The organism is Desulfurella sp. (assembly GCF_049977265.1).
Lineage (GTDB): Bacteria > Campylobacterota_A > Desulfurellia > Desulfurellales > Desulfurellaceae > Desulfurella.
This window is the reverse complement of sequence record NZ_JBMFGQ010000001.1, coordinates 88459-115174: the sequence shown is the minus strand read 5'-3', so window position 1 is coordinate 115174 and position 26716 is coordinate 88459. Positions and strand designations below refer to the sequence as shown.

Annotated in this window: 22 protein-coding genes; 11 read left to right on the top strand and 11 right to left on the bottom strand. The window is 33.7% G+C overall.

The genetic code is table 11. The features are described from left to right. The first annotated feature begins 36 nt into the window (after window positions 1-36). From rplI to ACP5FO_RS00595, 6 genes are all read left to right on the top strand, one after another. Complete coding sequence (gene rplI / locus ACP5FO_RS00620) at window positions 37-489, top strand: 50S ribosomal protein L9 (RefSeq protein ID WP_428105432.1); 453 nt, start codon at window positions 37-39, stop codon at window positions 487-489. After that, a complete protein-coding gene (gene dnaB, locus ACP5FO_RS00615; RefSeq protein ID WP_428105435.1) occupies window positions 479-1876 on the top strand; it encodes a replicative DNA helicase in 1398 nt (465 codons plus the stop codon). Before rplI ends, dnaB begins: the two co-directional genes overlap by 11 nt. A 5-nt stretch (window positions 1877-1881) precedes the next feature. Next, the gene (gene uvrA / locus ACP5FO_RS00610) at window positions 1882-4719 is read left to right on the top strand and encodes an excinuclease ABC subunit UvrA (protein ID WP_428105437.1); all 2838 of its coding nucleotides are present in this window, start codon (window positions 1882-1884) and stop codon (window positions 4717-4719) included. Then, window positions 4679-5131: a TIGR00725 family protein gene (locus ACP5FO_RS00605; RefSeq protein ID WP_428105440.1), complete on the top strand. Its 453-nt coding sequence runs from the start codon at window positions 4679-4681 to the stop codon at window positions 5129-5131. The genes uvrA and ACP5FO_RS00605 overlap by 41 nt, the downstream gene beginning before the upstream one ends. A gap of 92 nt (window positions 5132-5223) precedes the next feature. Further along, on the top strand, window positions 5224-6339 hold the full coding sequence (locus ACP5FO_RS00600; RefSeq protein ID WP_428105443.1) for a glycerate kinase family protein: 1116 nt from the start codon (window positions 5224-5226) through the stop codon (window positions 6337-6339). A gap of 326 nt (window positions 6340-6665) precedes the next feature. Next, on the top strand, window positions 6666-7706 hold the full coding sequence (locus tag ACP5FO_RS00595) for an aldo/keto reductase (protein WP_428105444.1): 1041 nt from the start codon (window positions 6666-6668) through the stop codon (window positions 7704-7706). Between the two features lie 48 nt (window positions 7707-7754). On the opposite strand, the gene ACP5FO_RS00590 is transcribed toward ACP5FO_RS00595, so the two are convergent. The 7 genes from ACP5FO_RS00590 to pilB all read right to left on the bottom strand — a co-directional run bounded on the left by ACP5FO_RS00590 (window position 7755) and on the right by pilB (window position 15389). Further along, window positions 7755-8981: an Nramp family divalent metal transporter gene (locus tag ACP5FO_RS00590; protein ID WP_428105448.1), complete on the bottom strand. Its 1227-nt coding sequence runs from the start codon at window positions 8979-8981 to the stop codon at window positions 7755-7757. Window positions 8982-9104: 123 nt separating this feature from the next. Then, window positions 9105-9869: a slipin family protein gene (locus tag ACP5FO_RS00585; RefSeq protein ID WP_428105452.1), complete on the bottom strand. Its 765-nt coding sequence runs from the start codon at window positions 9867-9869 to the stop codon at window positions 9105-9107. Further along, window positions 9869-10315, bottom strand: coding sequence for an NfeD family protein (locus ACP5FO_RS00580; RefSeq protein ID WP_428105456.1), 447 nt, complete (start codon window positions 10313-10315; stop codon window positions 9869-9871). The genes ACP5FO_RS00585 and ACP5FO_RS00580 overlap by 1 nt, the downstream gene beginning before the upstream one ends. Continuing rightward, window positions 10312-10806, bottom strand: a complete 495-nt coding sequence (locus ACP5FO_RS00575; protein ID WP_428105460.1) for a MogA/MoaB family molybdenum cofactor biosynthesis protein — start codon at window positions 10804-10806, stop codon at window positions 10312-10314. Before ACP5FO_RS00575 ends, ACP5FO_RS00580 begins: the two co-directional genes overlap by 4 nt. Next, a complete protein-coding gene (locus tag ACP5FO_RS00570) occupies window positions 10803-11585 on the bottom strand; it encodes a nitrilase-related carbon-nitrogen hydrolase (RefSeq protein ID WP_428156852.1) in 783 nt (260 codons plus the stop codon). Before ACP5FO_RS00570 ends, ACP5FO_RS00575 begins: the two co-directional genes overlap by 4 nt. Continuing rightward, window positions 11582-13717 (bottom strand): ATP-dependent DNA helicase RecG, encoded by a 2136-nt coding sequence (locus ACP5FO_RS00565; protein WP_428156851.1) that lies wholly within the window; start codon window positions 13715-13717, stop codon window positions 11582-11584. The genes ACP5FO_RS00570 and ACP5FO_RS00565 overlap by 4 nt, the downstream gene beginning before the upstream one ends. Window positions 13718-13721: 4 nt before the next feature. Continuing rightward, the gene (gene pilB, locus ACP5FO_RS00560) at window positions 13722-15389 is read right to left on the bottom strand and encodes a type IV-A pilus assembly ATPase PilB (RefSeq protein WP_428156850.1); all 1668 of its coding nucleotides are present in this window, start codon (window positions 15387-15389) and stop codon (window positions 13722-13724) included. A 161-nt stretch (window positions 15390-15550) separates the two neighbouring features. On the opposite strand from pilB, the gene ACP5FO_RS00555 reads away from it, so the two are divergent. Together ACP5FO_RS00555 and ACP5FO_RS00550 are read left to right on the top strand one after the other, a co-directional pair. Continuing rightward, entirely contained in the window at window positions 15551-17215 is a 1665-nt protein-coding gene (locus ACP5FO_RS00555; RefSeq protein ID WP_428105473.1) for an acyl CoA:acetate/3-ketoacid CoA transferase, read from the top strand. 83 nt (window positions 17216-17298) lie between these two features. Next, the gene (locus ACP5FO_RS00550; RefSeq protein ID WP_428105475.1) at window positions 17299-17964 is read left to right on the top strand and encodes a nitroreductase; all 666 of its coding nucleotides are present in this window, start codon (window positions 17299-17301) and stop codon (window positions 17962-17964) included. 7 nt (window positions 17965-17971) lie between these two features. On the opposite strand, the gene der is transcribed toward ACP5FO_RS00550, so the two are convergent. The 4 genes from der to ACP5FO_RS00530 all read right to left on the bottom strand — a co-directional run bounded on the left by der (window position 17972) and on the right by ACP5FO_RS00530 (window position 23727). After that, window positions 17972-19240, bottom strand: a complete 1269-nt coding sequence (gene der / locus ACP5FO_RS00545; protein WP_428156849.1) for a ribosome biogenesis GTPase Der — start codon at window positions 19238-19240, stop codon at window positions 17972-17974. Then, the gene (locus tag ACP5FO_RS00540; protein WP_428156848.1) at window positions 19237-21294 is read right to left on the bottom strand and encodes a hypothetical protein; all 2058 of its coding nucleotides are present in this window, start codon (window positions 21292-21294) and stop codon (window positions 19237-19239) included. Before ACP5FO_RS00540 ends, der begins: the two co-directional genes overlap by 4 nt. An 80-nt stretch (window positions 21295-21374) precedes the next feature. Next, window positions 21375-21719, bottom strand: coding sequence for a hypothetical protein (locus tag ACP5FO_RS00535; RefSeq protein ID WP_428105486.1), 345 nt, complete (start codon window positions 21717-21719; stop codon window positions 21375-21377). Between the two features lie 16 nt (window positions 21720-21735). Next, window positions 21736-23727 carry an aconitate hydratase gene (locus ACP5FO_RS00530; protein WP_428105489.1) on the bottom strand — a complete coding sequence of 664 codons (1992 nt, stop codon included), beginning with the start codon at window positions 23725-23727 and terminating at the stop codon, window positions 21736-21738. 84 nt (window positions 23728-23811) lie between these two features. Between ACP5FO_RS00530 and ACP5FO_RS00525 the strand changes: the two genes are divergently transcribed. From ACP5FO_RS00525 to ACP5FO_RS00515, 3 genes are read left to right on the top strand one after another with little or no spacing between them, the layout of a single operon-like run. Next, window positions 23812-24852, top strand: a complete 1041-nt coding sequence (locus ACP5FO_RS00525; protein ID WP_428105492.1) for a protein-glutamate methylesterase/protein-glutamine glutaminase — start codon at window positions 23812-23814, stop codon at window positions 24850-24852. Window positions 24853-24854: 2 nt separating this feature from the next. After that, the gene (gene fliM / locus ACP5FO_RS00520) at window positions 24855-25823 is read left to right on the top strand and encodes a flagellar motor switch protein FliM (protein WP_428105495.1); all 969 of its coding nucleotides are present in this window, start codon (window positions 24855-24857) and stop codon (window positions 25821-25823) included. Window positions 25824-25833: 10 nt separating this feature from the next. Beyond that, window positions 25834-26712, top strand: coding sequence for a FliM/FliN family flagellar motor switch protein (locus ACP5FO_RS00515; RefSeq protein WP_428156847.1), 879 nt, complete (start codon window positions 25834-25836; stop codon window positions 26710-26712). The last annotated feature ends 4 nt before the right edge of the window (window positions 26713-26716 follow it).

The following is a 26716-nucleotide window of genomic DNA, read 5'->3' as shown; positions in this document are numbered from 1 at the left end:
TATTTTTGATAGATTTAAACGAAAAGGGGAAATATTATGAAAGTTGTTTTGCTTGAAGATATAGAAAGTTTAGGTTTAGCTGGTGATATAAAAGAAGTGAAAGAAGGTTATGCACGTAACTTTTTATTACCTAAAAAACTTGCTTTAACAGCTACAAAAGAAAATCTTAAGATCATAGAAGAAAAAAGAAGCAGTATAATAAAAAGAACACAAAAAAGGGTGCAAATTGAGCAAGTAAAAAAAGAACAGCTTGATGGCATAGTCGTGAATATAAAAGCAAAAGCTGGAGAAGCTGGTAAATTATTTGGTTCAATTGGCGCAAACGATATATATATGGCTTTAAAAGAAAAACAAATAGAGGTTGATAAGAAAAGTATAAGGATTCTAGAACCAATCAAACAAATAGGAGAATACGAAGTCACTATAGCGTTGTTTAGAGATATAAAAGCCACAATAAAGGTGGTTGTACAAAGCTTAGATGAAAATTGATTCGTCTTTTAAGCAAATTTCTAAACTTTCTTCTATAGAATTACCAAATGCATATGAGGCAGAAAAAGCTTTGCTTTCTGCCTTGTTTTTAGATAACTCAAAAATTGGCGTGGCCTTAGAATATGCTACTTATGAGCATTTTTACGACAAAAGAAACGCGTTAATTTTTCAAGCGATGCTTTCGCTTTACGCAAAAGGCATAGGATTTGACCATATAATCATAGCAAATCACCTAGGCGCTCAACTAGATACTATTGGGGGTATGGATTATTTAATTGAAATTACAGAATACCTTCCAAACGCTTCCAATGTTTCGTATTATGCAAAAATTATTTACCAAAAAAGCGTTTTAAGAGAGTTAATTTTTGCTTCACAAGAAATAGCCGACGCCTGCTACGCTGATACGCTTGAAACGGAAGAAATTCTAAACCTTGCGGAAAAAAAAATATTCAATATATCAACCAAAAAAACAGAAAGCTATAAATCTCTAAATGACGTCGGAGATGAAATTAGAGATTTAATACAAAATCTAAGACAAAGAAACTCTGATGTAACCGGGCTACCTTCGGGCTTTATCGAAATAGACAGAATCCTAAATGGCTTTCAAAGGGGAGATCTAATTATACTTGCAGCAAGACCGAGCATGGGAAAAACTGCTTTCGCTGTCAATATAGCTACAAATATGGCCATTCGACGAAACTTATCTGTAGGCATATTTAGCTTAGAAATGACTTACAGGCAAATTGCAATGAGAATTCTTTCTTCTTTGAGCGATCTTCCTTTTCAAAAAGTAAAATCTGGAAAGCTAAGTACAAGTGAATGGAATTTAATCGTAAAAACTATTGATAAAACCAGAGATTTACACATATATATTGATGATTCTTCATTAATTACAAGCCTTGATATACGAACAAAAGCGAGAAAGTTAAAAATAGAGCGTAATATAGATTTTTTAATTATAGACTACTTGCAACTTATTGAGGGTTTAAAAAGAGAAAATCGCGTGCAGGAAGTGTCAGAGATATCTCGTTCACTCAAAATTTTAGCAAAAGAGTTGGATATTCCTATATTGGCACTATCTCAATTAAATAGAAGCGTTGAGCAAAGAGACAATAAACGTCCAATGATGTCTGATTTGCGAGAGTCTGGATCCATTGAACAAGATGCAGATGTTGTTGTGTTTATATACAGGGAAGACGCATACAAAAAAGTTCAAGATAAGCCCCCGCAAACTATAGCAGAAATTAACGTTGCAAAACACAGAAACGGCCCTACTGGCACCATTGAATTGCTATTCCATAAAGACACCACAACCTTTAAAAACCTGACTGACCAAGAAAATGTAGAAAAATTTTACAAAAACGTAAGCGAGTATGAAGAATACTAAATCATATGTTAGATTATATATTTATCAAAGGCGCAAAACAACACAATCTAAAAAATATTGATATCGAAATTCCCAAATTCAAAATTGTAAGTTTTGTGGGTCCATCTGGTTCTGGAAAATCAACAATTGTTTTTGATATAGTCTATGCAGAAGGTCAGCGTAGATACATAGAGTCACTATCGGCCTATACGCGCCAATTTTTAGAAAAACTAGAAAAAAGCAATGTCGATTCTATAACTGGATTATCACCTTCTATAAGTATTGATCAAAAACTTTCATCCAATAGCCGCTCTACTGTTGGCACAACTACAGAAATTTACGATTATATCAGGCTTATCTGGGCAAATTTTGCAGAGTATTACTGTTATAACTGCGGTCGCAAAATAGAACAACAAACACCGCAGGCAATTGTCGATAAAATTTACGGTCTCCAGGGTAAAAAAATACTTATAATGCGACCAATAGCAATAAATAAAAAAGGCGAGTTTAGTCAAGAGTTTAGCCTTCTTTCAAAGCAAGGCTTTTTAAGAATTATTGCAGATGACATCGAATACACGCTTGATGAGCCACTAAAATTGGATAAAAACAAAAAACATACAATTTTTTTAGTTGTAGATAGAATTATTGTGGACGAAAACTCAAAAGAACGCATTCAACAATCTGTGGAATTGGCATTAAAAAATTCAAAAACAATTTATACAAAAGATATACAGACAAATTCAATTGACGTATACTCTACTGAATTTAGCTGCCCTGTATGCAATATAAACTACTCCGCAAAAAATGCTCAGAGTTTTTCTTTTAATTCTCCGCTTGGCGCATGCCCCACATGCCATGGACTTGGTTTTGTAAACAAACTAAAAGTTGAAGCTTTGGTGAATGAAGCTTTGTCTATAAAAGAAGGCGCAATAAAACCATTTTCAAGACCACGATATGCTCAAGCAAAAGAATATATTATTCAAAAATGCAAATCATTTGGCATAGATGCATATGTGCCATTTAAAGATTTATCCAGTAATCAAAAAGATTACATTTTTTTTGGAAGTGGAGACTTTGACGGAATTATTGCCATGGTGCATCGTTTTTTTGAATCTGATATTTTTTTTGCAAGTCAAAATGCTTACCTTAATGAGACTGTTGTATGTCCAGACTGCAAAGGATTTAGATTAAACAAAGAGAGCCTGTCGGCTAAAATAAATAATCTAAATATCATTGAGGTGACAAATTTAAGAATAGATAAAGCACTTGATTTTTTTAAAAGTTTAGAAAAAAATCTAACACCTAACCAAAAACAAATTGCAAAAAATCCGCTAACTGAAATAATAAAAAGATTGCAGTTTCTTGTTGATTTAAATTTAGATTATCTTTCGCTTTCAAGAAGTACCGCAACACTCTCTGGTGGCGAAGCCCAAAGAGTAAAACTAGCAACACAAATTGGTACATCTTTAAGTGGCGTTACATACTGTCTTGATGAACCTTCTATTGGTTTGCATCCATCGGAAACAGAAAAACTTATAAAAATCTTAAAAGATTTGCGCGATCTTGGTAATACGATTCTAATGGTTGAACACAACGAGTTTCTCATAAAAAACAGCGACTACATTTTAGACATTGGCCCCAAGAGTGGCCTTTTGGGTGGCAAGGTATGTGCACAAGGAACAATAAAAGAAATATTAGAAAACGAAAACTCTCTAACAGGAAAATATATTTCTGGCAAACTTGCTATAGAAATAAGAAAAACAAGAAAAATTAAAAATTTTATTCAGCTAAAAAATGTCAATGTACATAATATAAAAAATTTAAACGTTGATATACCACTTGGATGTTTGGTTGGCGTAAGTGGAGTTTCAGGTAGTGGCAAGTCAAGCTTAGTGTTTGATTTTCTGTACAATAAATTAAAAGAAAAACTTCAATTTTTAGAAAATAAAAAAATCATATCAAACGAAGAAGAAAAGTTAATCGAAGATACAATACCTCAAGATAGTTTTTTTGGTGATATAGAAAACTATAAATTGCTTGAACGCGTAAGTGCAATCAACCAATCACCTATCGGCAGAACACCAAGATCAAACCCAGCAACGTACACATCTGTTTTTACTGATATTAGAGAGCTATTTGCAAGCGTTACCCAGGCAAAAGTATTGGGTTTTAACGCTTCTCGCTTCAGTTTTAATGTGGTAGGTGGTAGATGTGAAAAATGTAAAGGTGAAGGTTACATAAAAGTAGAAATGCAATTTTTACCCGACGTATATGTACTTTGCGAAACCTGCAACGGTAAAAGGTACAATGAATCAACATTATCTGTTTATTACAAAGACAAAAATATAGCCGATATACTTGATATGAGTGTAGACGAAGCGTATGAATTTTTTATCAATGTACCAAAAATAAAAAATAAATTAGGTGTATTAAAAGATATTGGATTAGGATATATAAAATTAGGTCAAAACGCAACTACCCTTTCAGGTGGAGAAGCGCAACGTATAAAACTTGCAAAAGAATTAATTGTCCCACAAAACAAAAAAACGCTATATTTATTCGATGAACCTTCACGCGGTTTGCATCCAGATGATATAAAAAAATTGCTTCAAGTAATAAATAGACTTATAGATAACGGCCATAGCATTATCATCATTGAACACGATTTAGATATTTTAAAGAGTGCAGATTATATAATCGATATGGGTGTAGGCGGTGGTGATAAAGGTGGACAAGTAGTGGCAAAAGGTACACCTGACGAAATTGCAAAAAACCCAAAATCTATTACGGGTAAATATTTAAAAGAAAAACTGGAGGAGCCAAATGTATCTAATAGGCGTAATAGGCTCTCAAAAAGCAACTGAAAAAGCAAAAGCCATTGCCTATGAGGCCGGAAAACTCATAGCTTTAAATAATTTTGTACTGGTGTGCGGCGGACTAGAGGGTGTTATGGAAGCCTCTAGCAAAGGTGCTTTTGACCATGATGGTCTAACTGTAGGTATTTTACCAGATAAAGACAAAAAAAACGCAAATCCCTATATAAAAATTCCTATTGCATCTGGTATGGGATACGCTAGAAATTTTTGTATAGTACAAAGTGCAGATTGTATTATTGCTATTGAAGGAAGCTATGGTACGTTAAATGAAATCTCTGCTGCTTTGAATTTAAAAAAGATTGTCATTGGACTTGAATGTTCGTGGAATATTAAAGGTATGCTCTTTGCCAAAGACGCGCAAGAAGCGCTTGAGCTTGTTAAAAAGTTTGTCAAAAGTTAGCATAAAACCTTGACTTATTTAATTTTTACAAATATAATCTGCTAGTATAAGTGAATAAAACAAGTTGGTTTTAATTTATAAGGAAGGGCATTATGAAAGCTTTAGTTAGTATAAATGCATTTAAGGGTGCAATATCAACAGTATTAGCTACAAACATAGTTGCAGAAAAATTGTCAAATTTTGGTTTTGAAGTAGAAAAATGCTACATAGCAGATGGGGGAGATGGTACAATAGATGTTGCTACTTCAATGGGTGCAAAAACAGAATTCTATGAAACGTATGATCCATTATTTAGGCCAATTAAAGCTCCAATTGCATGGTTTGACAAAATTGCCATAATTGAGATGGCAAAAGCAAGTGGTCTTGCTTTGATAAATTTGGAAGAAAGAAACCCACTTAAAACAACCTCTTTTGGCACAGGTATGCTTATAAAAAAAGCTATCCAAGAAGGTGCACAGGAGATTATCCTTGGCATTGGCGGCTCTGCTACTGTTGATGGCGGCATTGGCATGCTAGCTGCATTAGATTTTAAGTTTCTTGACGCAAAAGGCAATCCTTCATGGATGGGTGGTGAATCACTAAAAAATATAAAAACGATAGTTAAAAGCGCACTTACTTTCCCCAAAATTACAATTGCAAGCGATGTCATCAATCCTTTGCTTGGACCAAATGGCGCTGCAAATATATTTGGCCCGCAAAAAGGAGCTGATCCTACAATGGTTGAATTTTTAGAATCAGGCCTTGCGCATTTTAATGAAACTACAAAAAAATTTTTTAATATTGATATTAGCAATTTAGAAGGAGCAGGTGCAGCTGGCGGCATTGGAGGTTTTGCGTGTGCCTATCTAGGTGCTATACTAAAACCAGGAGCTGAATTGTTTATGGATTTGGGTAATTTTAATAAGAAAGCTGCCAAATCCGATGTTTTGTTTACAGGTGAGGGCGCTTTAGACAAACAAACTGCTTGCGGTAAAGCCCCATACCGCGTGGCAAAAAGATTCAAAAATATAAACCCATCAGGTTTAACTATTGCCTTGGCTGGAAGCATATCCGATAGAAATACTTATGAAGAGGTTATTGATATTGCGTTAAGTATTACACACAAACCCTTATCAACAAAAGAATCAATAACTAATACCAATATACTGCTTAGCTCCACTGTACACGAATTAGCTAAATTACTTATTTGGAAAAAAAAGTATACTTAGAGTTCTATGTCAAAAAACTAAAAACTTTAGTTATACAACACAACTGCCAAAATGTCGTAGATTAACAAATCTTATTCTACATTATAGATTCTATGTTTTGTGTGTGTTGATGCTGTTACAAAAATACCTTTTTAAGTTTATGTTCACATGCATATTCTAAAAATTTTACCTTTCCCATAAAGCAGGTAATAATATAATATACATCATGTATATGATATTAATTCTTTTAAAGATATACTTCAACCTAATTAATTATTTTAACAATGAAAGCTTGAAAAATCTAAATATAACAATATATTTGAAAGATAATCTAAAAGGGAGGTTTTATGAAGTATAAAAAATTTGGCAAAACGGCACTAAAAGTATCACAGTTGTGTTTGGGCACTATGACATTCGGTTCTAATTTTTATAACATTGGTGCGGTAAATGAAGAATTAGCTTTAGAATTGGTAAAAAAAGCAGTAAATGCTGGAGTTAATTTTTTTGATACAGCTGATGTTTACTCATTTGGAGAATCAGAGACAATTTTAGGTAATGTTATCAAAAAATTAGGTTTAAACAGGCATGAAATAGTTATAGCAACAAAAGTGAGGAGCGGATCAAGCATTAAAGCGTTTGAAAACAAAGGTGATATAAATAATATTGGCCTTTCAAGAAAGCATATTTTTGAAAGCATAGATGCAAGCTTAAAAAGGCTTCAAATTGACTATATTGATCTATATCAAATTCATGGGTGGGACATATTAGCAAGTATAGAAGAAACACTTGATGCTTTAAACGATCTTGTTAAAATGGGTAAAGTGCTATATATTGGCTGTTCGAATTGGTCTGCAAGGCACCTAATAAAAGCACTTTACTTATCAAAAGCAAAAAATCTAGCTGAATTTGTTTCTCTTCAAGCATATTACTCGCTCGCAGGTCGTGATGTTGAACATGAATTGCTACCGTTGTGTAAAGAAGAAAACTTAGCTTTTTTGCCATGGTCGCCTTTATCTGGCGGATTTTTAACTGGTAAATATACAAAAGAAAATTCTAAACCACAAAATGCACGCCGCAGTGATTTTAATTTTCCACCAATTGATGAAAGAGCCTATGATCTAATTGAAACATTGGATGATATTGCAAAACAAAAGGGTTTATCTATTGCCCAACTATCGCTTGCATGGCTTTTAAGTAAAAAAGAAGTAACTTCTGTAATAATTGGAGCAAATAAAATAACTCAGCTAGAAGATAACCTAAACAGCATAAACATAAAATTAAACGATGATGAAATTAACGCATTAGAGAGTGTTACCAGACCAAAAACACTCTATCCACAATGGATGTATGACAGACAAAATCAAAACAGAGATACTTTTGAATATTGATAAATTTTTTCTATAATTGAAAATTAGAATTCAATAAATATTTATCGTTTAAGCTATTATAGAGTATAAACCTAGAATTACTATTGCTAAAGCAAGAAGTGCCACGATACTAATATAGCTTTTTGAATAGGAATAATTTTTCAGTATCTTTTTGCTGCTTGCAAGAACTATTAAAAAGCCTAACACAATTGGTAACACAAAACCATTAAATGCTTCAACATCCACCATGATTGTAACAAGAGGTATATTTGGAATAAGTATAATTAAAGCGCTCAAAGCAACAAGAGCAATGTATATAAAATAAAAAAGTTTTTCTTGCTTAAATTTAGCGTTTAGCGTATGTCCAAAATTCCACGTTTCACCAGATGCCCACGCAAATGACATAGATACGACAAATGCCGCTAAAATACTCGAAGCATAAAGACCAATTGCAAACAACGAAGCGCTGTATTTCCCTGCAATAGGCACAAGTGCCAAAGTAAAATCATAAGCATTATTTGGAGCGATATGCTCTTTGTATAGCACTGACGCACCAAGAATAATTACTACCACCATTAAAATTTGAGTAGCAAAACTGCCAATTAATGTATCCCATTTTGCAAATTTAATATCGCATGATTGTAAGCACTTATCCACCGTAGCACTTTGTTGGTAGTAAATCATCCACGGCATAATTACTGCACCTACATTCGCAGCTACAAGAAAAAGATAATTTTTGTCATTAATTGGTTGAGACGAGATAAAACTTTTTGCAATTTCACCATAATCTGGATTAGACATTATTGCTGCAGGTATAAAAACAAATGATATAAGCGAAAACACAATAGCGATATTTTCTGCGCGTTTATATTTGCCACTTAATGCTACCAAAATTAGTAAAATTGCACTTATAATAATTGAGTAATACTTTGGTATGCCTATAATTTCAGTGCTTGCCGCAATACCTGAAAATTCTGTCAAAAGAGCGCTAAAAACTACAAAAAGAAGTAGAATTGTTGAAAAAATAGCCCATTTTTCACCAAAATATTCTCGGATTAGCTCACCATGGCCTTTGCTTGTAACGCAGCCTAACCTTGATGCAATTTCTTGCACTACATATAGTAATGGTATAAGTAATAATTGAAGAGGTATAAGCTTATATCCATATCTGGCACCAGACACAAAAGCAGTTGTAATTGAACCTGCATCCATATCCGCAATCATCACTATAAAACCAGGTCCAAATACGGCTAAAAATGATAAAAACCATATTTTAAGGCTTTTTTTTGGCTTCATTTTAAACTCCCAAAACTAACTTACATTATTAATTAGCCTATTATAAATATATTAGGTTCGTCTAAAAAGTCAAGCCAAAAAACGCCTATTATAAAAAATTATGGATATTGTTGCCCAATTTAATTAGTTTGACTCTTTAGCCGATATTGATTTTCCAATTTCCCTTAATATATCAAGAGGTATAGGTAATATGGTCGTGGTGTTGTTGGTTGATGATATCTCATTTAGTGTTTGAAGGTATCTAAGCTGTAATGCTATAGGGTTTTGTGATATAATGCGTGCTGCTTCGTTTAATTTTTCAGCTGCTTGATATTCACCATCAGCATTAATGATTTTAGCCCTTCTGTCTCTTTCTGCTTCAGCCTGGCGCGCCATGGCTCTTTGCATATCCTGTGGTAAATCAATCTGTTTTAATTCAACAAGTGTTACTTTTACACCCCAGGCATCTGTGTGTTTGTCAAGAATTTCCTGGATTTCTGAATTAACTTTTTCACGTTCTGAAAGCAGTTTATCAAGCTCAGCCTGACCGCATATGCTACGAAGAGTCGTTTGAGCAAGCTGTTCCACTGCATAAGCATAATTTTTTATCTGGACTACTGCTTTTAGTGAATCTACTACTTTAAAATAAACTACCGCATTAATTTTGATTGTTATATTGTCTTTTGTAATTACATCTTGTGGTTGCACTTCCAGTGTATTAATCCTTAAAGAAACCTTTACCATGCTGTCAATAATTGGCCACAAGATTATCAAACCAGGGCCTTTTACGCCTATTGCTCTACCTAATCTAAAAATCACAGCCCTGTCGTACTCTTGCACAATACGAACAGAATTTAAGATTATAAGCAAAGCAAAAATCACAACTACAATCAATACAATACTTTCCATTACTTCATCTCCTTTTCTACAAATAATTTTATGGACTCTTGTTTAATGACTTTTACCTGTTGTCCAACTTCGATATCAGATTCACTATAAGCAATCCAAATTTCACCATTTATTTCAATTTGACCTGGTTGATCCTTGGTTATAGGTTTCCTGCATATGCCTGTCTTACCTGTGAGATTTTCTGAAGTTTTAATAGAAGCTTTTTGAGCTTTTAAGCCAATGACTATAACAAAAATCACAAATATAAGCACACCAACAAAAATTGGACATATCACATACAAAAATATTGGTGGTAAACCATTAAAACCTAAATACAAAAAATAAGTACCTATTATGAACGATACCAAACCTACAAATGTAAAAATGCCACCACTTGCAAAGAAAATTTCCAGTGCTAAAAAAGTAAAAGATAAAAAAACAAGCACTTCACCTATATCAACACTCATACTGCACCCGCACAAGGCGTTTGATCACCTTGTAATTTTTTTATTGTATGTTCTATAGCTTTGTATATAAAACCAATATTTTCAATTGCTGCCTTTGGACTGCCTGGCAAGTTTATAATAAGTGTGTTCTTTCTTGTGCCCACGCATGCTCTTGAAACAATAGCCGTGGGCGTTTTTTCAAAACTTTTTAAGCGCATTGCTTCTTCAAAACCCCACAGTCTTTTTTCTATTAACTCCTGTGTAACATCAGGTGCAATATCGCGCGGAGCTATACCGGTCGATCCATTTGTTACAATAAGGTCTATATTTTGATCACTAAGGTCTATGAGCTCTTTTTTTAACATTTCTTCATCATCAGGTATTACTTTATAGTATTCTAGTTGCATATTGTTTAAATTTTGCTTTAAAAAATCTATCAAAGCAGGTCCAGTTAAATCTTCTCTTTCTTTGCTAAATCCCTTATCTGATAGGGTAATTACAGCTAATTTCATACGTTTCCCTCCATACAACCTAAATCATAAGCATTTATCAGGCTTGGAAACTCTCTTTGGATTTTTTTTGACAAAGATGGCTCAATTGACACAGTCTTAACGCCAGTTTGATTATAAGCGCATTCAAGCATTTTACCGTTTGGATCATAGACACTCGAATGTCCTGCACACATCCATCTTCCTGAAGCCTCATTTGCATTACAAGTTACGACAAATGCCTGGTTTTCAATTGCTCTTGCACATGACAAACTCTGCCATGCATGTAGTCTTTCAACGGGCCAGATTGCACTCACAAGCAAAACTTGTGCACCATTAAGTGCTGCTTTTCTTAAAATTTCTGGAAAACGTAACTCAAAACATATACATACCCCAAATTTGATACCAAATAAATCAAATGTATTTGGTTGATTTTTATTGCCAGCATTAAAATAATAATCTTCTTTTGTTACTTCAAATAATTTGACTTTCGAGTACTTAAATAAAACTTTTCTTTCGTATATACAGTAAAAAGTATTATATATTTTATTGTCAATATTTTCCAAAAAAGTACCGCAAATTGCAATATTTTTTGATTCTTCAAGCAATTTATCGATATATTTCGGTGAAAGTCTTGATAGTTTATCTAAATTTGTATAATCAAACCCAGACAAAAAAAGTTCAGGAAACAATACAAGGCTACTTCCATCCTGTTTAGCTCTTTCTATCATACTCAAAGAAGCTTCATAGTTTTTTTCTATGTTACCTTCAATAACTTGTATTTGAGCTACACTTATTTTCATATTACCCTCGCAAAAGAAAATTTTTTCTGCCACTTATGCTCCACCATCTTGATCAGTCCATTACTTAATGGATACTTTAGGCTCAAAAGCTCATAAATATCACTTTGGGCTTTTTCCAATAGTTCTCTATCATTTAGTATATCAGCAAATTCCAAATCTGGCAAACCATGTTGCCTTGTTGAGTAAATTTCACCACTCCCGCGCAAAATTAAATCTTGTTTTGCTATTTCAAAGCCATCGTTTGTAGAAAGCAACACATCAATGCGCCTTTTTGCCAATGAAGATATTCTATCTTTTGTAATTAAGTAACAAAATGAATCCAGATCGCTTCTTCCCACCCTTCCCCTAAGCTGATGAAGCTGGGCAAGCCCATAATTTTCTGCATTTTCAATTATCATAACTGTAGCATTTGGGTTGTCTATACCCACTTCAATTACAGTTGTGCTCATCAGGCAATCAATTTTGCCATGTACAAAATCATGAAAAATTTTTTCTTTTTGGGCACTTTTTATGTTTGAGTGCAAAAAAGCACATTTAAATTCACCAAAGTATTTATTTTTTATATCTTCATAGCTTCCCATTAATGAATCAAAATCAACTTTTGACTCAGATTCTTCTATTAAAGCAAATACGATATAAACCTGATGTTTTTTTAATATCTCTTCTCTTGCATGCAAAAAGGCTTTATCTTCAGACTTTTTATAAAGGTGAATTGTATGAACCGCTTTTCTGTTTTTTGGCATTGTGTGTATTTCAACAACTTTTGTTTTGCCGTAAATTGCGAAAGCCAAACTCCTTGGTATAGGTGTTGCGCTCATTATTAACATATATGCACTTTTGCCTTTACTTGAGAGAATTCTTCTTTGGTCAACACCAAAGCGGTGCTGTTCGTCAATCACCAAAAAACCCAAATTACTAAACTCAAGCTTTTCGTTTAGCAAAGCGTGCGTTCCTACCAAACAATGAATTTTAAAATCTTTAACTGCTTGATAAATTTCATTTTTTTTCTTTGTTGTACTGACAAGCAAACCTACATTAAATCCCTCATCCTCTAAAAACTTTTTTGCAACTGTAAATGTTTGTTCTGCAAGGCTTGTGGTTGGAGACATTATACAAACCTGGTAATTGTTTTTCAATACAGCTAAAGCGCAAATTAATGCCACTATGGTTTTACCAGAACCCACATCGCCTTGTAGCAATCTTGATGAAGCTTTGGCATAACGCATATCGTTTAAAATCATATTGATCGCTTTTTTTTGATCAATTGTAAGCTCAAATGCTAACTTTTTTTCTATTTTTTGTAAAAAATCCTCATCAAACTCAATACTTATTGATTCATTTATTTTATCTTGCTCTTGCAAAGCAAGTCCAAGCTGCATCAAAAAAAGCTCCTCATACTTTAAACGCTTTTCTATTTTTTCATCATAAGTGCTTTTAACATGCAAAGCATCAAATACTTCGCTCAAAAATGGCAAATTATTTCTAGCAATTATTGTATAAGGCAAAAAATCATAAGGTGGCTTTGGCGATAAAGATAAATATTGCTCAATAATTTTTTTAACTGTTGTATTTTTGAGATTTCCAAACGAAGGATAAATTACATCAATGTGGGGTTTAAATTGACTAAATGGCTTTATGCGGGGATGATGCATTTGCTTAAAAAGTCCAAACTCTGTTATTTTCCCTTCGCAAACTACGCGTGAGCCTACTTTTATATTTTTCAGTATGTGTTTTAAAAACTGATTAAGATTAAACCATTTACAATCAAGCCTTTCATAGCCATCATCAATTACTATTGTGTATGGATTCCCGGTTTGTTTTGAGACAACACTACCCTGCACACAAGCATAATCTTTTGCATTTGCAATAGGTGTTATTTGAGTATAATGCTCGTTTCGTAAAGGTTTTGTTAGCAGCAAATCCCAAACACAATAGATATGTTTTTTATTAAAAATTTTTTCTATATGTGGTTTTAAAACGGGTTTTAATAAAAGCCAATCGGCACATTTATCAAACTTAAGTACTGAATTTTCTTTTTTTAAATAGATCGCAGCACTTTTGTAATCTTTTAAATGTACAAATTTAAGAATTTTAGTTTCAAGCGAGTTTAATACTTGTTTTGTTTTAAGCATTTTTTTAAATTGTTACTTCAAGAATTTCATCAATTGTAGTGATACCATCAAGAACTTTTTTAATACCACTTTGCCTTAGTGTCTGCATACCATTGGCAATTGCTATTTTTTTTATTTCATCTGTATTTGCACCAGAAATTATTGCTTTTCTTATCTGTTCGTCTATTGGCATAACTTCATATATCGCTATTCTGCCTTTATAGCCTGTATTGTTACAAAAAGCACATCCTTTGCCATGGTAGAAGGTAGTTTCAAGATTATCAAATCCTAAGTCTTTTATTAATGCTGGCTCGGGTTCATATGCGATTTTGCAAGATTCACAAATCTTTCTAACAAGCCTTTGTGCAAGAATAAGCCTCAGAGACGAAGAAAGCAAATAAGGGGCTATTCCCATATCTATAAGCCTTGCTAGGGCACTTGGTGCATCATTTGTATGAAGCGTAGATAATACCAAATGACCTGTTAGTGCAGCTCTAATCGCAATATCTGCAGTTTCTGCATCTCTAATTTCTCCAACCATAATAATATCTGGATCCTGTCTTAAAAATGAACGCAAAGCTTTTGCAAAAGTCAAACCAATTTCTTCGTTAACCTGAAGCTGATTTATACCTTCCAAATTATACTCTATTGGATCTTCTGCTGTTAATATATTTACACTAATGTTGTTTAGCAAATTTAGTGTAGCATAAAGCGTGGTTGATTTACCAGAACCTGTTGGGCCTGTAACTAAAATAATACCATGAGGAGATTTAGCTGCTTTTATATATTTTTCTAAATCTTCAGGCTCAAAACCTAAATCATTTAACTTAACTTTTATACTGGTTGAGTCTAAAATTCTCATAACACATTTTTCTCCAAAAGACACAGGTATGGTAGAAACTCTTAAATCAATTTCTTTTCCTGCTACCTTAAGCTTTATTCTGCCATCCTGAGGAAGTCTTTTTTCTGCGATATCTAAGTAAGACATGATTTTGATTCTTGAAACAACACTTAGGGCAAACTGTTTTGGCAAATTCATTGCTTCTATATTTTTGCCATCAATTCTATATCGGATCCTTAAACTGTTTTCAAAAGGTTCGATATGTACATCGGAAGCCCTTGCAATAATAGCATTTTCAATAATTGAATTAACTAATTTAATTAAAGGCGGATCGTTTTCTTCTATAGTAGTTTGGGTTTCTTCTTTAATTTCTTCTATAGTTTGTATTTGTGGCAGGTTTTTTACAAATTCTTCAAGTTTATTATACACTGTATAACTTGTATTTATAGCGTTTATTATATCCTGTGGCGTTGTAATATATAAAACTACTTTTTTAATACCTGTTTTAAATCTAATTTCATCTATTAAATAAGTATTTTCTGTAGGGTCCACCACAGCTATGTGAAGTTCGTTATTTGTTTTTGCAAAAGGTAAAATTAAACGCTCTTTTGCAATATCTTCTTTTATGACTGATAAAGCGGGTTTATCAATTGAAATACTGCCTAAATTGACTCTTTTTAAGTTAAATTGTTCGCTCAAAACATCAGCAATGTCTTCATCTGAAACTAAATTGTAGTCTTTTAATATCTCACCTAGTCGCTTGTGTGTGTGCTCTTGCTCTTTGACAGCTTCTTTTAGTTGATCTTGCGTTATCTTTTTATTGTTCAACAATATTTGGCCGATTAAAGACATAAAACCTCGATCTTATTTTACCATCTTTTGATAAAAATAACAAATACAGTTTGTCTTAGTAAAAAGTTATTTATGAAGTTGAAAAAATTTAATTAATTTGACTTTTTAGGCTAAATCTTTTAGTATAGGCGCAAGAAAAAATTTTTAGGAGGTATGAATTAATGGGTCACGGAAAAGTTGTAAATGTTTCCGACGCATTAAGCGTTATCAAAGATGGCGATGTTGTTGCTATCTCTGGGTTCAATCTCTCAACCGCACCAGAGTATCTCATCTTGGAGCTTTTTGAGCAGTACAAAAAAACAGGTCATCCAAACAATTTATTTATCATCTCAGACACACTACCTGCGGTACCAGATAGAGGTCTTGATAAAGTTTTTTCAGAACTTTACCAGGACAAAAATCAAACATTCATAAGAGGCGTTTTAATGCCTTTTATTGGTTGGTCACCTGCTTTAATGAAAATGACGCTGGAAAACAGAATTGAAGTGTATTCTTTTGCTATTGGCACAACTGCCTATTGGTTCAGAGAAGTTGCAAGCAACAGACCAGGATTGCTTTCAAAAGTTGGCCTTGGGACATTTTTAGACCCAAGAATTGACGGTGGTGCTTCAAATGAAATCGCAAAAGAAAAAAAGACCTGCAAGGTAGATGTGCTAAATATTAATGGCGAAGAATGGCTACTCTATCAAGCACCAACACCAGATGTAACACTCATCAGAGGCACAACAGCAGACGAAGATGGCAATATTTCAATGGAAGAAGAAGGCATCTATGGCACAGTGCTTAATATGGCACAGGCTGCAAAAGCGCTTCCAAACCAAGGCAAGGTTATTTGCCAGGTAAAGTATGTTGCACGAAAAGATACCATACCTGCAAGAGATGTTATAGTTCCAGGTCCGCTTGTGGACTATGTTGTTGTGGCGCCAGATGCAGAAAAATACCATAAACTCTCTGGCAGCTATGTATATGATCCAAGGCTAGCAGGTCATGTAAAAGTTAAAAAAACTAAAGAATTAGAAGAACTTTTACCTTCCCCAGACCAAATAAGGGATAGAATTGCAGCTGGAAGAATATTAATCGAAGTTATGAAAACCGCTGCAAAGCTAAAAAAACCACTATTTGGCAACCTTGGAATAGGAATACCTGTGTATGTTTCTTGGCTTGCTGGCGAGTTGGGACTTAGCAATTTACTTGCTTTAACTGTAGAGCCAGGACCAATTGGCGGCATAGCTTTAGTTGGACCAGATTTTGGCGTTGCCATATCGCCGCAGGCTTTGATTCCTATGCCTGATATGTTTACAAATTATGAAGGTGGCATTATAGACTTTGCTTCACTTGGTTTTATGGAAATAGATCCAAAAGGCAATCTAAACCCATCATACAGCTCTACAAGGGTATCAGGCCCAGGCGGTTTTCCTGTAATTAGTGCAGGTTCGCCTAGAACATTCTTTGCTGGTGGTTTTACTGCTGGCAAATTTGATATAGATGCTTCCAAAGGAAAATTGATAATAAAGAATGATGGAAATATATTAAAGTTCAATGAAAAGATAGTAAAAATTGTATTCAGCGGTCCGCAAGCAGTAAAAGCAAAAAAAGAAATTATCTATGTAACAGAAAGAGCAGTATTTGGTTTAAATGAAAACGGTCTCATACTAAAAGAAATTGCACCAGGTGTTGACATTGAAAAAGACATCTTAGCAAAGATGAGCTTTAAACCTCAAATTGCAGAAAAACTTGAAACAATGCCAGAGTGCTTATTCAACCAAAGCTTAGACCCGCTAAAAGAATATATTGACGATATACTAGAAGAAGCTGGGCTAATTTAAAAATAATTAAATCAAGGGGTTTTAATACCCCTTGATTTTTTAAATAGGTTAATTAAATTAGTTACTAAAAAAGGGAGGGTTAAATGGCTGTTTCAGAAAGTATATTAAAAAGAAAATCAACACGTGCCTTTTTAAACAAACCGGTCGAAAAAGAGGTACTTTATAAATTGTTTGATATTGCAAGGTTTGCACCGTCTGGTCACAATGTTCAGCCATGGGAAGTTTTGGTTCTGAGTGGTCATACCAAACAAAAGTTAAGTGATGCTTTAGTAGAAGCTGTAAAAAGTGGCATTGAAAGGCAATATGACTACATTTATGAAGTAAAAGACACACCTCAATTCATAAAAGATAGACGTAAAGCCTGTAACACAAGGGTATTTGAATACAAACACATAGATCCAAAAGATAAAATTGCCCTACAAGAGCATATTTTAGAAAATTTCAGGTTTTTTGATGCACCAGTTGAGCTGTTGTTGCTAAGAGAAAAAAACTTGGGTGAAAATACATTTATAGATATAGGCATTATGGCTCAAACTATTATGCTGCTTGCTTTGGATTTTGGTCTTGCCACATGTCCAAAAACATCAATTGCTGCCTATGCGCCTGTTATTAAGAAAACCTTGAATATACCAGAAAACAAAATTATAGTTATGGGTATATCAATTGGATACCCAAACAATACTTCCTATATCAACAATATGAGAATGGATAGAATAACAGTAGAAGACTTTGTAACTTTTCTGGACTAGTGAGTGCTTAATCTGTTTTGAAGATCAACTTTACAGGACAACCAGTGAATTTAAATAAGGAATATAGGTTGTTTTTTATATAGTGTTCATAGTTTTTTGGCACTTTCTCTACGTTTGTAAATAACACAAAAGTAGGCGGTTTTGTCTCAACTTGATTGATATATTTTAGTTTTATAGGTTTAGAATTTAGATTTATTCCATGATGTGTTTTTGACAAACGAAGAAACGCTTCGTTTAAATCATGCGTCGAAACTCTTGAGCTGTAATAAGTATCAACAATCTGTATGTATTTAAAGATCTTATCAATATTTTTAGACTCTTTTGAGCTAATTCTCAAAAATGGCGCATAGCTTATAAATGAAAGCCTGCTTTTTAAATCTTTAAAAACTTTATCTTGGTCTTTTTCTATTAAGTCCCATTTGTTAAAAATTACTATGATGCCTTTGTGCTTTTGCTCTAAAATAGACGCAATTTTTAAATCTTGCGTTTTGACCCCATCTTTAGCATCAATAACCAAAAGCGCTATGTCACATCTCTCGATAGAAAAAAGAGCCATATAGGAAGCCAGCTTATCTAGGCTTTCTTTCTTTAGTTTTAACCTTAATCCTGCCGTATCAATAATTTTATAAGCTTTTCCATTGTAATTAATAAATGTATCAACACTATCAAGCGTTGTACCTTCTTTAGAAGATACAATTGAGTATTCCTTCTTTAATATTGCATTAAAAAGGCTTGATTTGCCAACATTTGCTCTACCTACAATGGCTAGTTTACTATCTGCGTGGACTTTTGTAACGCTTTTACCAACCAGCGTATACAACTTTTCTTTAAGCTGATTTATATTTTTTCTTTGCTTTGTGGAAATAAATAAAGCTTCTTTAAAACGCAAATAATCATAAAAAAAATTTTCGTTTCTATCATCAATTTTATTGACCACAATAATATACTGTTTTTTTAATTTAGCAATCATTTTAAACAACGATATATCAAAATCAGAAAAAGGCTCTTTGGCATCAAAAACTAAAATTATGATATCACTCAATTCTATGGCAACCTGCGTTTGCATATTAATTTTTTTTGATAAAATATAATCCGCATCATTAAGTCCACCAGTATCTATAAGCATTACTGTTTTATCTTCAAGATATAGGTAATCGGCTATCCTATCTCGCGTGGTGCCAGGAATATCGCTTATAATACTTTTGTTTTTGCCAATTAGTAAATTAAAAAGGCTTGATTTACCTACATTTGGCCTTCCTACAATAGAAACTATCATACAATCCAGTTCTCAAATTCAAAATTTTTAGAAGGAATTTCTACAAGAATGTCTTTGTTTGAAGGAAAACGCTCCAAAATTGTATCCTGTTGTTTAATATATACATTTATATAAACCTTTTCTTTTTCATGAACGCCAAGAAAATCTTTTGAAACTTTTAATTCAAGAATTTTATTCATCGAATAATCTGTAAAAACCTCTTGATTTATAGTTCTGCCATTTCTATCAAGTTTCTTTATGTAGCTGCCATTGTTTGATAAAAAAATACTTGTTTTAATATTATCAAATACTTCTATACAAATATCATTTTTAATTAATATGTCCTTTTTAGCATTGCTAAAATCCACTCTTAAAAAAATATCGGTATCATTAAACCCATAAAAAATTTTTTTTATAATTTTATCTGAAATACTCATAGAAGATTCAAGTTCTACAAATTCACCCGCACCACTCCACTCAAAATAAGAGCTCACCAATCCATCAATCTTTGGGTTAATAAAGCTAATTGGAAGCTTACTTTCTAGAGCGCTTATGCTTTTTTTAATTGGCAAATAAAGCTCTTGAGGAGGAGTTTTTTTGGCAAGCAAATAGGCTTTAATAAGCAAGCTTCTAAATAAACTATCAAACAAATAATCATCAGAAGAAGAATGATCAGATCCATACCACCAGTTCCAATCGCTGCCTTGGGCCTTGTAAAGCTCTTGCATACTAGCTTTGCTTTTAGCAAGTTCCGTGCGTGCCTTACCAAGCAAATTCCATGCTTTGTTATCCTCGTCGTCTCCAATCCATATATTAAAATTTGCACCAATCCACGAGCCTGGCCAAATTTTGCCTAGTTTTAGTTCACCAGATGCTTGCAGTTCTAAATAGTCTTTTGGTGTTGTAAGTTCAATGTTTTCATCCTTTTGCAAGCTATCATATAAGTTATTTAAGAAATCATAGCCATTATTATCGTAATACTCCCAAGCATTCTCTCCATCCAGAATTATATTCACAATTGATTTATCAAATTGTTTTTCTATGCTTTTTATCGAGCTTAAAAAATCACTTACTGCATCTTTATAGTTTAATCTTGAGTATACAAAACCTATTTTATCAGACAGCACATGATCCCTAAAAAACATATGCAAAGACAAATTATTGTTCTCATATAAATATGGCTTATATATGTCACCAAAACCTGAATTCTTTAAGATTTGTTCATCTGTAGCTGCAAATTTAAAGCCTGCCTCTGAGATTAAACATAGCGCCTCATCACTAACGGAACCTTCAGAAGGCCACATACCCTCTATTGTGGATTCAAAAATTCTTTCCATATATTGTTTAGACTTTTGTATATGCCATTTTGCATCTTCCTGGAAACTAAACTTTTCCGGTAGTTTTATATTAGGATTTGATACTTTTGATATGTCACTATCAATCAATAAGGGCAAAATAGGATGATAAAATGGCGTGGTGGTAAGACAAATATCACCAGCCTTAACAGCTTTTTTGTATTCTGGTACAGTAGCTTGAAGAATCTGCAGTTGTCTATTTAATAAATATAGTTTTTCTGCTTCACCTGATGTACTTAAGTTTTCTTGAATTTTTTTTATCGTTGCATCTTTTTGAAGAGTACCAAACCAGGCTAATAGATAAGCTATTTCGCATGTCAAAATCTCGTCGTCCGTAAAAATATTCAAGACATTTGAATTGACATTTTGTTTTTTATGGTAGAGTTGTTTGTACTTTGGCATGCTTTGTATAATGTGGGAACTTATCTTAAAAGAATTCTCTAAAACAAACAACTTTTGCTTATCACTAAGCTCAGATACGGGCTTAAGCAATAAGCTTGAAAGATTTTCACAATCTAAATCTTTGTACGATAAAATTTGATTGATAAGCACAGGCGTGAGATTAAAAGTTACTTTAGCATTATTATTTTGGGCAATTTTTAGCATATCCAAATAATCTTTAGACGCATGGAGCCTGATCCAACTCGCTAAATATTTACCTTCAATATCATCTTTGTAATAGGGTTGATGCATGTGCCAAAGGAAAGATACAAATATCATAATTAATATTATAATCTTTTTGAAAAATTATTACAACAAGAATTTTTTTGGGAGAGTTCTATGTACCCTCCCAAAAAGCTTTAGAATACAACTACATTATAACCATCTTTAATAAATGGCTCAAGTGCTACGTGGTTTTCAAGATTGCCAATTACAGGCAAGCCTTGGGCTTCTGCGGCTTCTAAACTTTTTGTAGCAATAGCGCAACCCCTACATACTGCTACTATAGAGCTTTTAATATCTTCATATGCAACATTTAATGGATGATTTTTGTCTGACATTTTTTGAACAATGCTTGTGGCATAACCTTCTAATATAATTTTGACATCATAATTTTTTTTTCTTAAATCTTTCACATTTAAAAATAAATGATAATAATCCATTGTGTTTGATGGGTCTTTTAATACATAAAATAATGTTTTCATTATTATTTCCTCCTTTTTAAGAATTAAATACGATTTCTTTGAAACTTTTGCCAGGAAAATCTTTTGCCAATTTCATTGTACCACCTGCCAAGATAGTCTTAATTTCCCTGTCTGTTAAGTGATAGTTTAGCGGTATAGAAATACCTTTTGTTTCATTATAGAGCATTACTTCGCCTTTGTTTTCGATTAGGGCTTTTCTTATGTTTGGCAATTTTATTCTATCGCCCTGGTCGATTTTTTCGTAATCTTCTGGGTTTTTAAAAGTCAACGGCAATATACCAAAATTAATAAGGTTAGCCCTATGAATACGCTCAATGGCTTTAGCAACAACAGCTTTTACACCTAAATACATTGGGCATAGCGCTGCATGCTCTCTAGATGAACCCTGGCCATATGAATCGCCACCTACGATAATATTATGAATACCCATTTTTTTATTTTCCAAACATCTTTGAGCAAATGTAGGATCTCTTTTCACAAATACATACTCAGCATATTTTGGAACATTGGAACGATATTTTAACAAATCGCCTGCTGGCATAATATCGTCTGTAGTTATTTTATCGCCGAATTTACCAGCAACCTCACCATTTAAATCGGCCGGCATAGAACTTCCACCTGGCGGATCAACAATATTTGGACCCTTATAAAGCTCTACTTTTGAAACTTCAGTTTCTTTTGCTGGTGGTATGACAAGTGAATCATCAATTGTAAATGCACTGGGTACTTCTACTTTAGGATATTGAATACCAAAGAGCTTTTCTAAATCCCTTGGATCTGTGATTTTACCTGTTAATGCACAAGCTGCTGCTGTTTCTGGGCTTACTAAATAAATTTTAGCTGTTGTGGTGCCGCTTCTACCAAAGAAATTTCTATTGTTGGTTCTTATAGAAATAGCATTGTTTCTGGGCGCTTGACCTGCTCCTATACAAAAGCCGCACGCTGATTCTAATACCCTTGCACCTGCTGCAATAATATTACTTAGTTCGCCTTCATCAGAAAGCATTCTAAGCACCTGCTTTGAACCTGGTGCATAACCAAAACTTACATTTTCATCTGCTGTTTTACCTTTTAAAATTTCAGCCAATATTTTGCCATCTTTATATGAAGAGTTTGTGCAGCTGCCTACCATAACCTGATCTACCGGTGTGCCTTCTACATCCCTTACACGCACAACATTGTCTGGTGAATGAGGCTGTGCTATCATTGGCTCAAGTTCATTTAGATTAATGTCTATAATTTTATCATATACTGCATCTGTATCTGCTTTTAATTCTACCCAATCAGATTCTCGCTTTTGAGCTGCCAAGAATGCTTTTGTGGTTTCATCGGATGGAAAAACGCTAGTTGTAACGCCAAGCTCTGCGCCCATATTGGTAATTGTGGCTCGCTCTGGCACGCTTAGATATTTTACGGCCTCACCGAAGTACTCTGCAATCCACCCTACATTACCTTTTGTGGTTAAAATCTGTAATACTTTAAGGATAATGTCTTTTGCAGAAACCCAGGGCTGTAGTTTACCTGTCAATTTTATGCCAACAATTTTTGGCCTGGGCATATAAAATGGCATTCCAGCCATTGCGCTGGCCACGTCAAGGCCGCCTGCGCCAATTGCTATCATACCAATACCTCCGCCTGTTGGCGTGTGAGAATCAGAACCAAGCAGTGTCTTACCTGGTTTACCAAAGCGTTCTACATGAACCTGGTGACAAATACCATTGCCCGCCTTTGATAGATACAATCCATATTTTTTTGCAAATGTCTGCAAATATGTATGATCGTCTGCATCCTCAAAACCCATTTGAATTGTTTTGTGGTCGATATAGCTCACAGAAACTTCAGTCTTCACGCGGGGTGTCCCCATTTGTTCAAATTGAAGGTCTGCCATTGTGCCTGTAGCGTCTTGTGTGAGTGTCTGATCAATTTTTATACCAATCTCATCGCCGTCTACGAGGCTACCGTCAACCAAATGCTCTTTGAGTATCTTTTGAGCTACTGTTAATCCCATGCTCTACCTCCTAGAAAATTTATTTGCTTTTCTGCGACAAAATTTATATTATTTCTTTGTAAATGTCAAATCTTTGGAGAAATTATGGTAAGAGTATTAGTCGTTGACGATTCACTAATTTCAAGAAAATATTTAGCAAGAATACTGGAAGAGTCTGGACAAATACAAGTAATAGCTACAGCCTCAGATGGTCAAGAAGCTATTGAGAAAGTAAAAACACTACAGCCTGATGTAGTTACGATGGATGTAGAAATGCCAAAATTAAATGGCTTAGAAGCACTAAGGCACATAATGATAGAAAATCCTGTGCCAGTAATTATGGTATCAACTCTAACTACAGAAGGTGCAAGTACAACACTCGAAGCACTACATTTAGGGGCAATAGACTATATACCAAAAAATGATGTTTTAAATTTCAATAAAATAACAAAAGACGCAAGAGAATTGTTAATTGAAAAAGTTATTGCAGCAAAAAATTCGAAAGTATCAAAACCAAAACTAATAAAACCCATTGAAACCAAGCAAATAAAAACTGTCAAGCCATCAGAACCTGTAAAAAAAGATATAAAACTCATTGCTATTGCCACATCTACGGGTGGGCCTGTTGCGCTTGAAAAAGTAATGAGTGAATTTCCAAAAGTAAATGTGCCTGTTTTAATTGTTCAACATATGCCTGCTACCTTTACACCGATTTTTGCAAAGTCACTAGATAGGATTTCCTCTATCCCAATAAAAGAAGCGCAGGATGGAGAAATTGTTGAAAATGGCAAAGGTTATTTGGCGCCTGGAGGGAGACAGATGAGCATTGTGGATAAAGGCAACTCGTATATTATAAAAGTTTCAGACGAGCCAAAAACAATTTATGTACCAAGCGCTGACATACTGTTTGATTCATGCGCCCAAACTACAAAAGACAAAACATTGGCAATTATTATGACAGGCATGGGTAACGACGGTTTTCAAGGATTAGTAAAACTAAAAAAAACCGGTGGTGTCATTATTGCACAAAGCAAAGAATCATGTGTTGTATGGGGTATGCCTCGAAAACCGACGGAAAGTAACATTGTAGACTACATTGGCGATCTAAATGAAATACCAAATATTGTCAAAAAAATCACAGGATAAATATGGCAGAAATTTTATCTCAAGAAGAAATTGATGCGCTACTTTCCACAATTGGCAAAGAAGAGGAAAAAGAAGATCTAGCCGAGAGCTTAATAGAAGAAAAAATATCCATATACGATTTCAAAAGACCAGATAAAGTATCAAAAGAACAAATTAGGGCAATTAAGAACCTGCATGATAAGTTTGCCAGAAACTTTTCTTCAAAGCTTTCTGGCTTTTTACGAACAATAATAGAAATAGATGTGGCAAGCGTTGATCAAATGACTTATGGTGAATTTGTACTTTCGCTTTCGCAATCTGTAAGCTTTAATGTCGTAAACCTATATCCGCTTGAAGGCAGCGGAATTATTGCTATAGAACCAGATATTGGCTTTGTGTTAATAGATAGGTTGCTTGGCGGTTTTGGTGCAACATTTCAAAACATCAGGCCCTTTACCGATATAGAGCAAACAATCCTTTTAGATATAGTAAATTTGATGCTGTCCGACCTGAAAAACATTTGGGCTCCAATTGCAGAGATAAAGTTTGATGTCACTACTCAAGAAACAAGTCCAAATGTAGTTCAGATTGTAGCGCCTTCGGAAGTTGTTGTATTGATTGTATTTGAAGTAAAAATGAGTGATTATAAAGGTATAATAAATTTTTGTTTGCCAGTTATTACACTTGAGCCTATTTTAACAAAGATTGGCACGCATGATATGCTTTCGATTTCAAAAAAAGAGCATACAAATAGGGTTGTTGACATACTTCAGATACTTGACAATGTTTCAGTGGATCTCGATGTTTATTTGGGTGATTTCAAGATTAATATAGAAAATTTCTTAAACCTTAAGCCAAACGATGTATGTATAATTCAAAAAAGCTTAAACCAGCCAGCAGAAGTACATTTTAACGGCGTTAAAAAATTTGAAGCAAAAATAGGTAAGCAAAAAACAAAAAAAGCTATTAAAATAACTAAAATTACTACATAGGGGGCAAGATTTGTTTGATTTAACAAAAAACACAAATGAAAATATCCAAATTTTCTTTACAAAAGAATCTATACATATTGAAGAAACACTGAAAAAAGCTTTAAATGTCGAGTGCCTTATTAAGTTTACAAAAGTGCAAAACGCAAATACAATTGAAGCAAAAGATTTTCTTGGAAAATTTAAAATTGACATTAACGGCCTTGAATTAAACTTGTATCTATCAATGGATGCAAAAATTGGCTCTATTTTGTCAGATTTAATACTGATGGGACCCGGGGAAGCAAAAGAAACCTTAGAGCCAGATGATTTTGATTCTCTAAAAGAACTTTTTTCGCAAAGTTTTGGAGCTTTTGTTACAGCAATAAGAGAAAGTGGCTATAAGGCAAATTTCAATGGCTTTTCAGAATTTGAACCAACCGATGATACCTTTTTTAAATCTGAATTTGAAATTATCATATCAAATATTACCGAAAGCTCTATATTTCAATATGTTAGTGTAAATGAATTTGAAAAACTTTTGAGTAGTCTGAGCGTAGAAGTCGCATCAGCAGAACGAAAAAATACAAATGCACCCATTTTTGAAATAGAAGACGAACCACAGCGTAACTCTGCCATAGAAACGCCAAAAGATAACTTAAATCTACTAATGGACATAGATTTAAATGCACGTGTAAGAATTGGCTCAAAGCAAATGTTGCTTAAAGATATTGTAAAATTAGCAGAAGGCACTATAATAGATCTGGATAAGAGTGTAGATGAGCCAATGGAGATCTTGGTAAACGGTAAAACAATTGCCAAAGGTATAGTTGTGGTAGTTGGTGGAAATTTTGGCATAAAAATTACGCATGTTGGAACCAAAGAAGATAGAATAAAAAGTCTTGGGGGTTAGTAAA

Coding starts and splice junctions, on each gene's coding strand:
- uvrA (WP_428105437.1), top strand. CDS start 1,882: ATGTTAGATTATATATTTATCAAAGGCGCAAAACAACACAATCTAAAA.
- ACP5FO_RS00555 (WP_428105473.1), top strand. CDS start 15,551: ATGGGTCACGGAAAAGTTGTAAATGTTTCCGACGCATTAAGCGTTATC.
- ACP5FO_RS00580 (WP_428105456.1), bottom strand. CDS start 10,315: ATGAGTGTTGATATAGGTGAAGTGCTTGTTTTTTTATCTTTTACTTTT.
- ACP5FO_RS00565 (WP_428156851.1), bottom strand. CDS start 13,717: ATGCTTAAAACAAAACAAGTATTAAACTCGCTTGAAACTAAAATTCTT.
- ACP5FO_RS00570 (WP_428156852.1), bottom strand. CDS start 11,585: ATGAAAATAAGTGTAGCTCAAATACAAGTTATTGAAGGTAACATAGAA.
- ACP5FO_RS00575 (WP_428105460.1), bottom strand. CDS start 10,806: ATGAAATTAGCTGTAATTACCCTATCAGATAAGGGATTTAGCAAAGAA.
- pilB (WP_428156850.1), bottom strand. CDS start 15,389: ATGTCTTTAATCGGCCAAATATTGTTGAACAATAAAAAGATAACGCAA.
- dnaB (WP_428105435.1), top strand. CDS start 479: ATGAAAATTGATTCGTCTTTTAAGCAAATTTCTAAACTTTCTTCTATA.
- ACP5FO_RS00605 (WP_428105440.1), top strand. CDS start 4,679: ATGTATCTAATAGGCGTAATAGGCTCTCAAAAAGCAACTGAAAAAGCA.
- der (WP_428156849.1), bottom strand. CDS start 19,240: ATGATAGTTTCTATTGTAGGAAGGCCAAATGTAGGTAAATCAAGCCTT.
- ACP5FO_RS00535 (WP_428105486.1), bottom strand. CDS start 21,719: ATGAAAACATTATTTTATGTATTAAAAGACCCATCAAACACAATGGAT.
- ACP5FO_RS00590 (WP_428105448.1), bottom strand. CDS start 8,981: ATGAAGCCAAAAAAAAGCCTTAAAATATGGTTTTTATCATTTTTAGCC.
- ACP5FO_RS00585 (WP_428105452.1), bottom strand. CDS start 9,869: ATGGAAAGTATTGTATTGATTGTAGTTGTGATTTTTGCTTTGCTTATA.
- ACP5FO_RS00525 (WP_428105492.1), top strand. CDS start 23,812: ATGGTAAGAGTATTAGTCGTTGACGATTCACTAATTTCAAGAAAATAT.
- ACP5FO_RS00595 (WP_428105444.1), top strand. CDS start 6,666: ATGAAGTATAAAAAATTTGGCAAAACGGCACTAAAAGTATCACAGTTG.
- fliM (WP_428105495.1), top strand. CDS start 24,855: ATGGCAGAAATTTTATCTCAAGAAGAAATTGATGCGCTACTTTCCACA.
- ACP5FO_RS00540 (WP_428156848.1), bottom strand. CDS start 21,294: ATGATATTTGTATCTTTCCTTTGGCACATGCATCAACCCTATTACAAA.
- ACP5FO_RS00600 (WP_428105443.1), top strand. CDS start 5,224: ATGAAAGCTTTAGTTAGTATAAATGCATTTAAGGGTGCAATATCAACA.
- ACP5FO_RS00530 (WP_428105489.1), bottom strand. CDS start 23,727: ATGGGATTAACAGTAGCTCAAAAGATACTCAAAGAGCATTTGGTTGAC.
- rplI (WP_428105432.1), top strand. CDS start 37: ATGAAAGTTGTTTTGCTTGAAGATATAGAAAGTTTAGGTTTAGCTGGT.
- ACP5FO_RS00550 (WP_428105475.1), top strand. CDS start 17,299: ATGGCTGTTTCAGAAAGTATATTAAAAAGAAAATCAACACGTGCCTTT.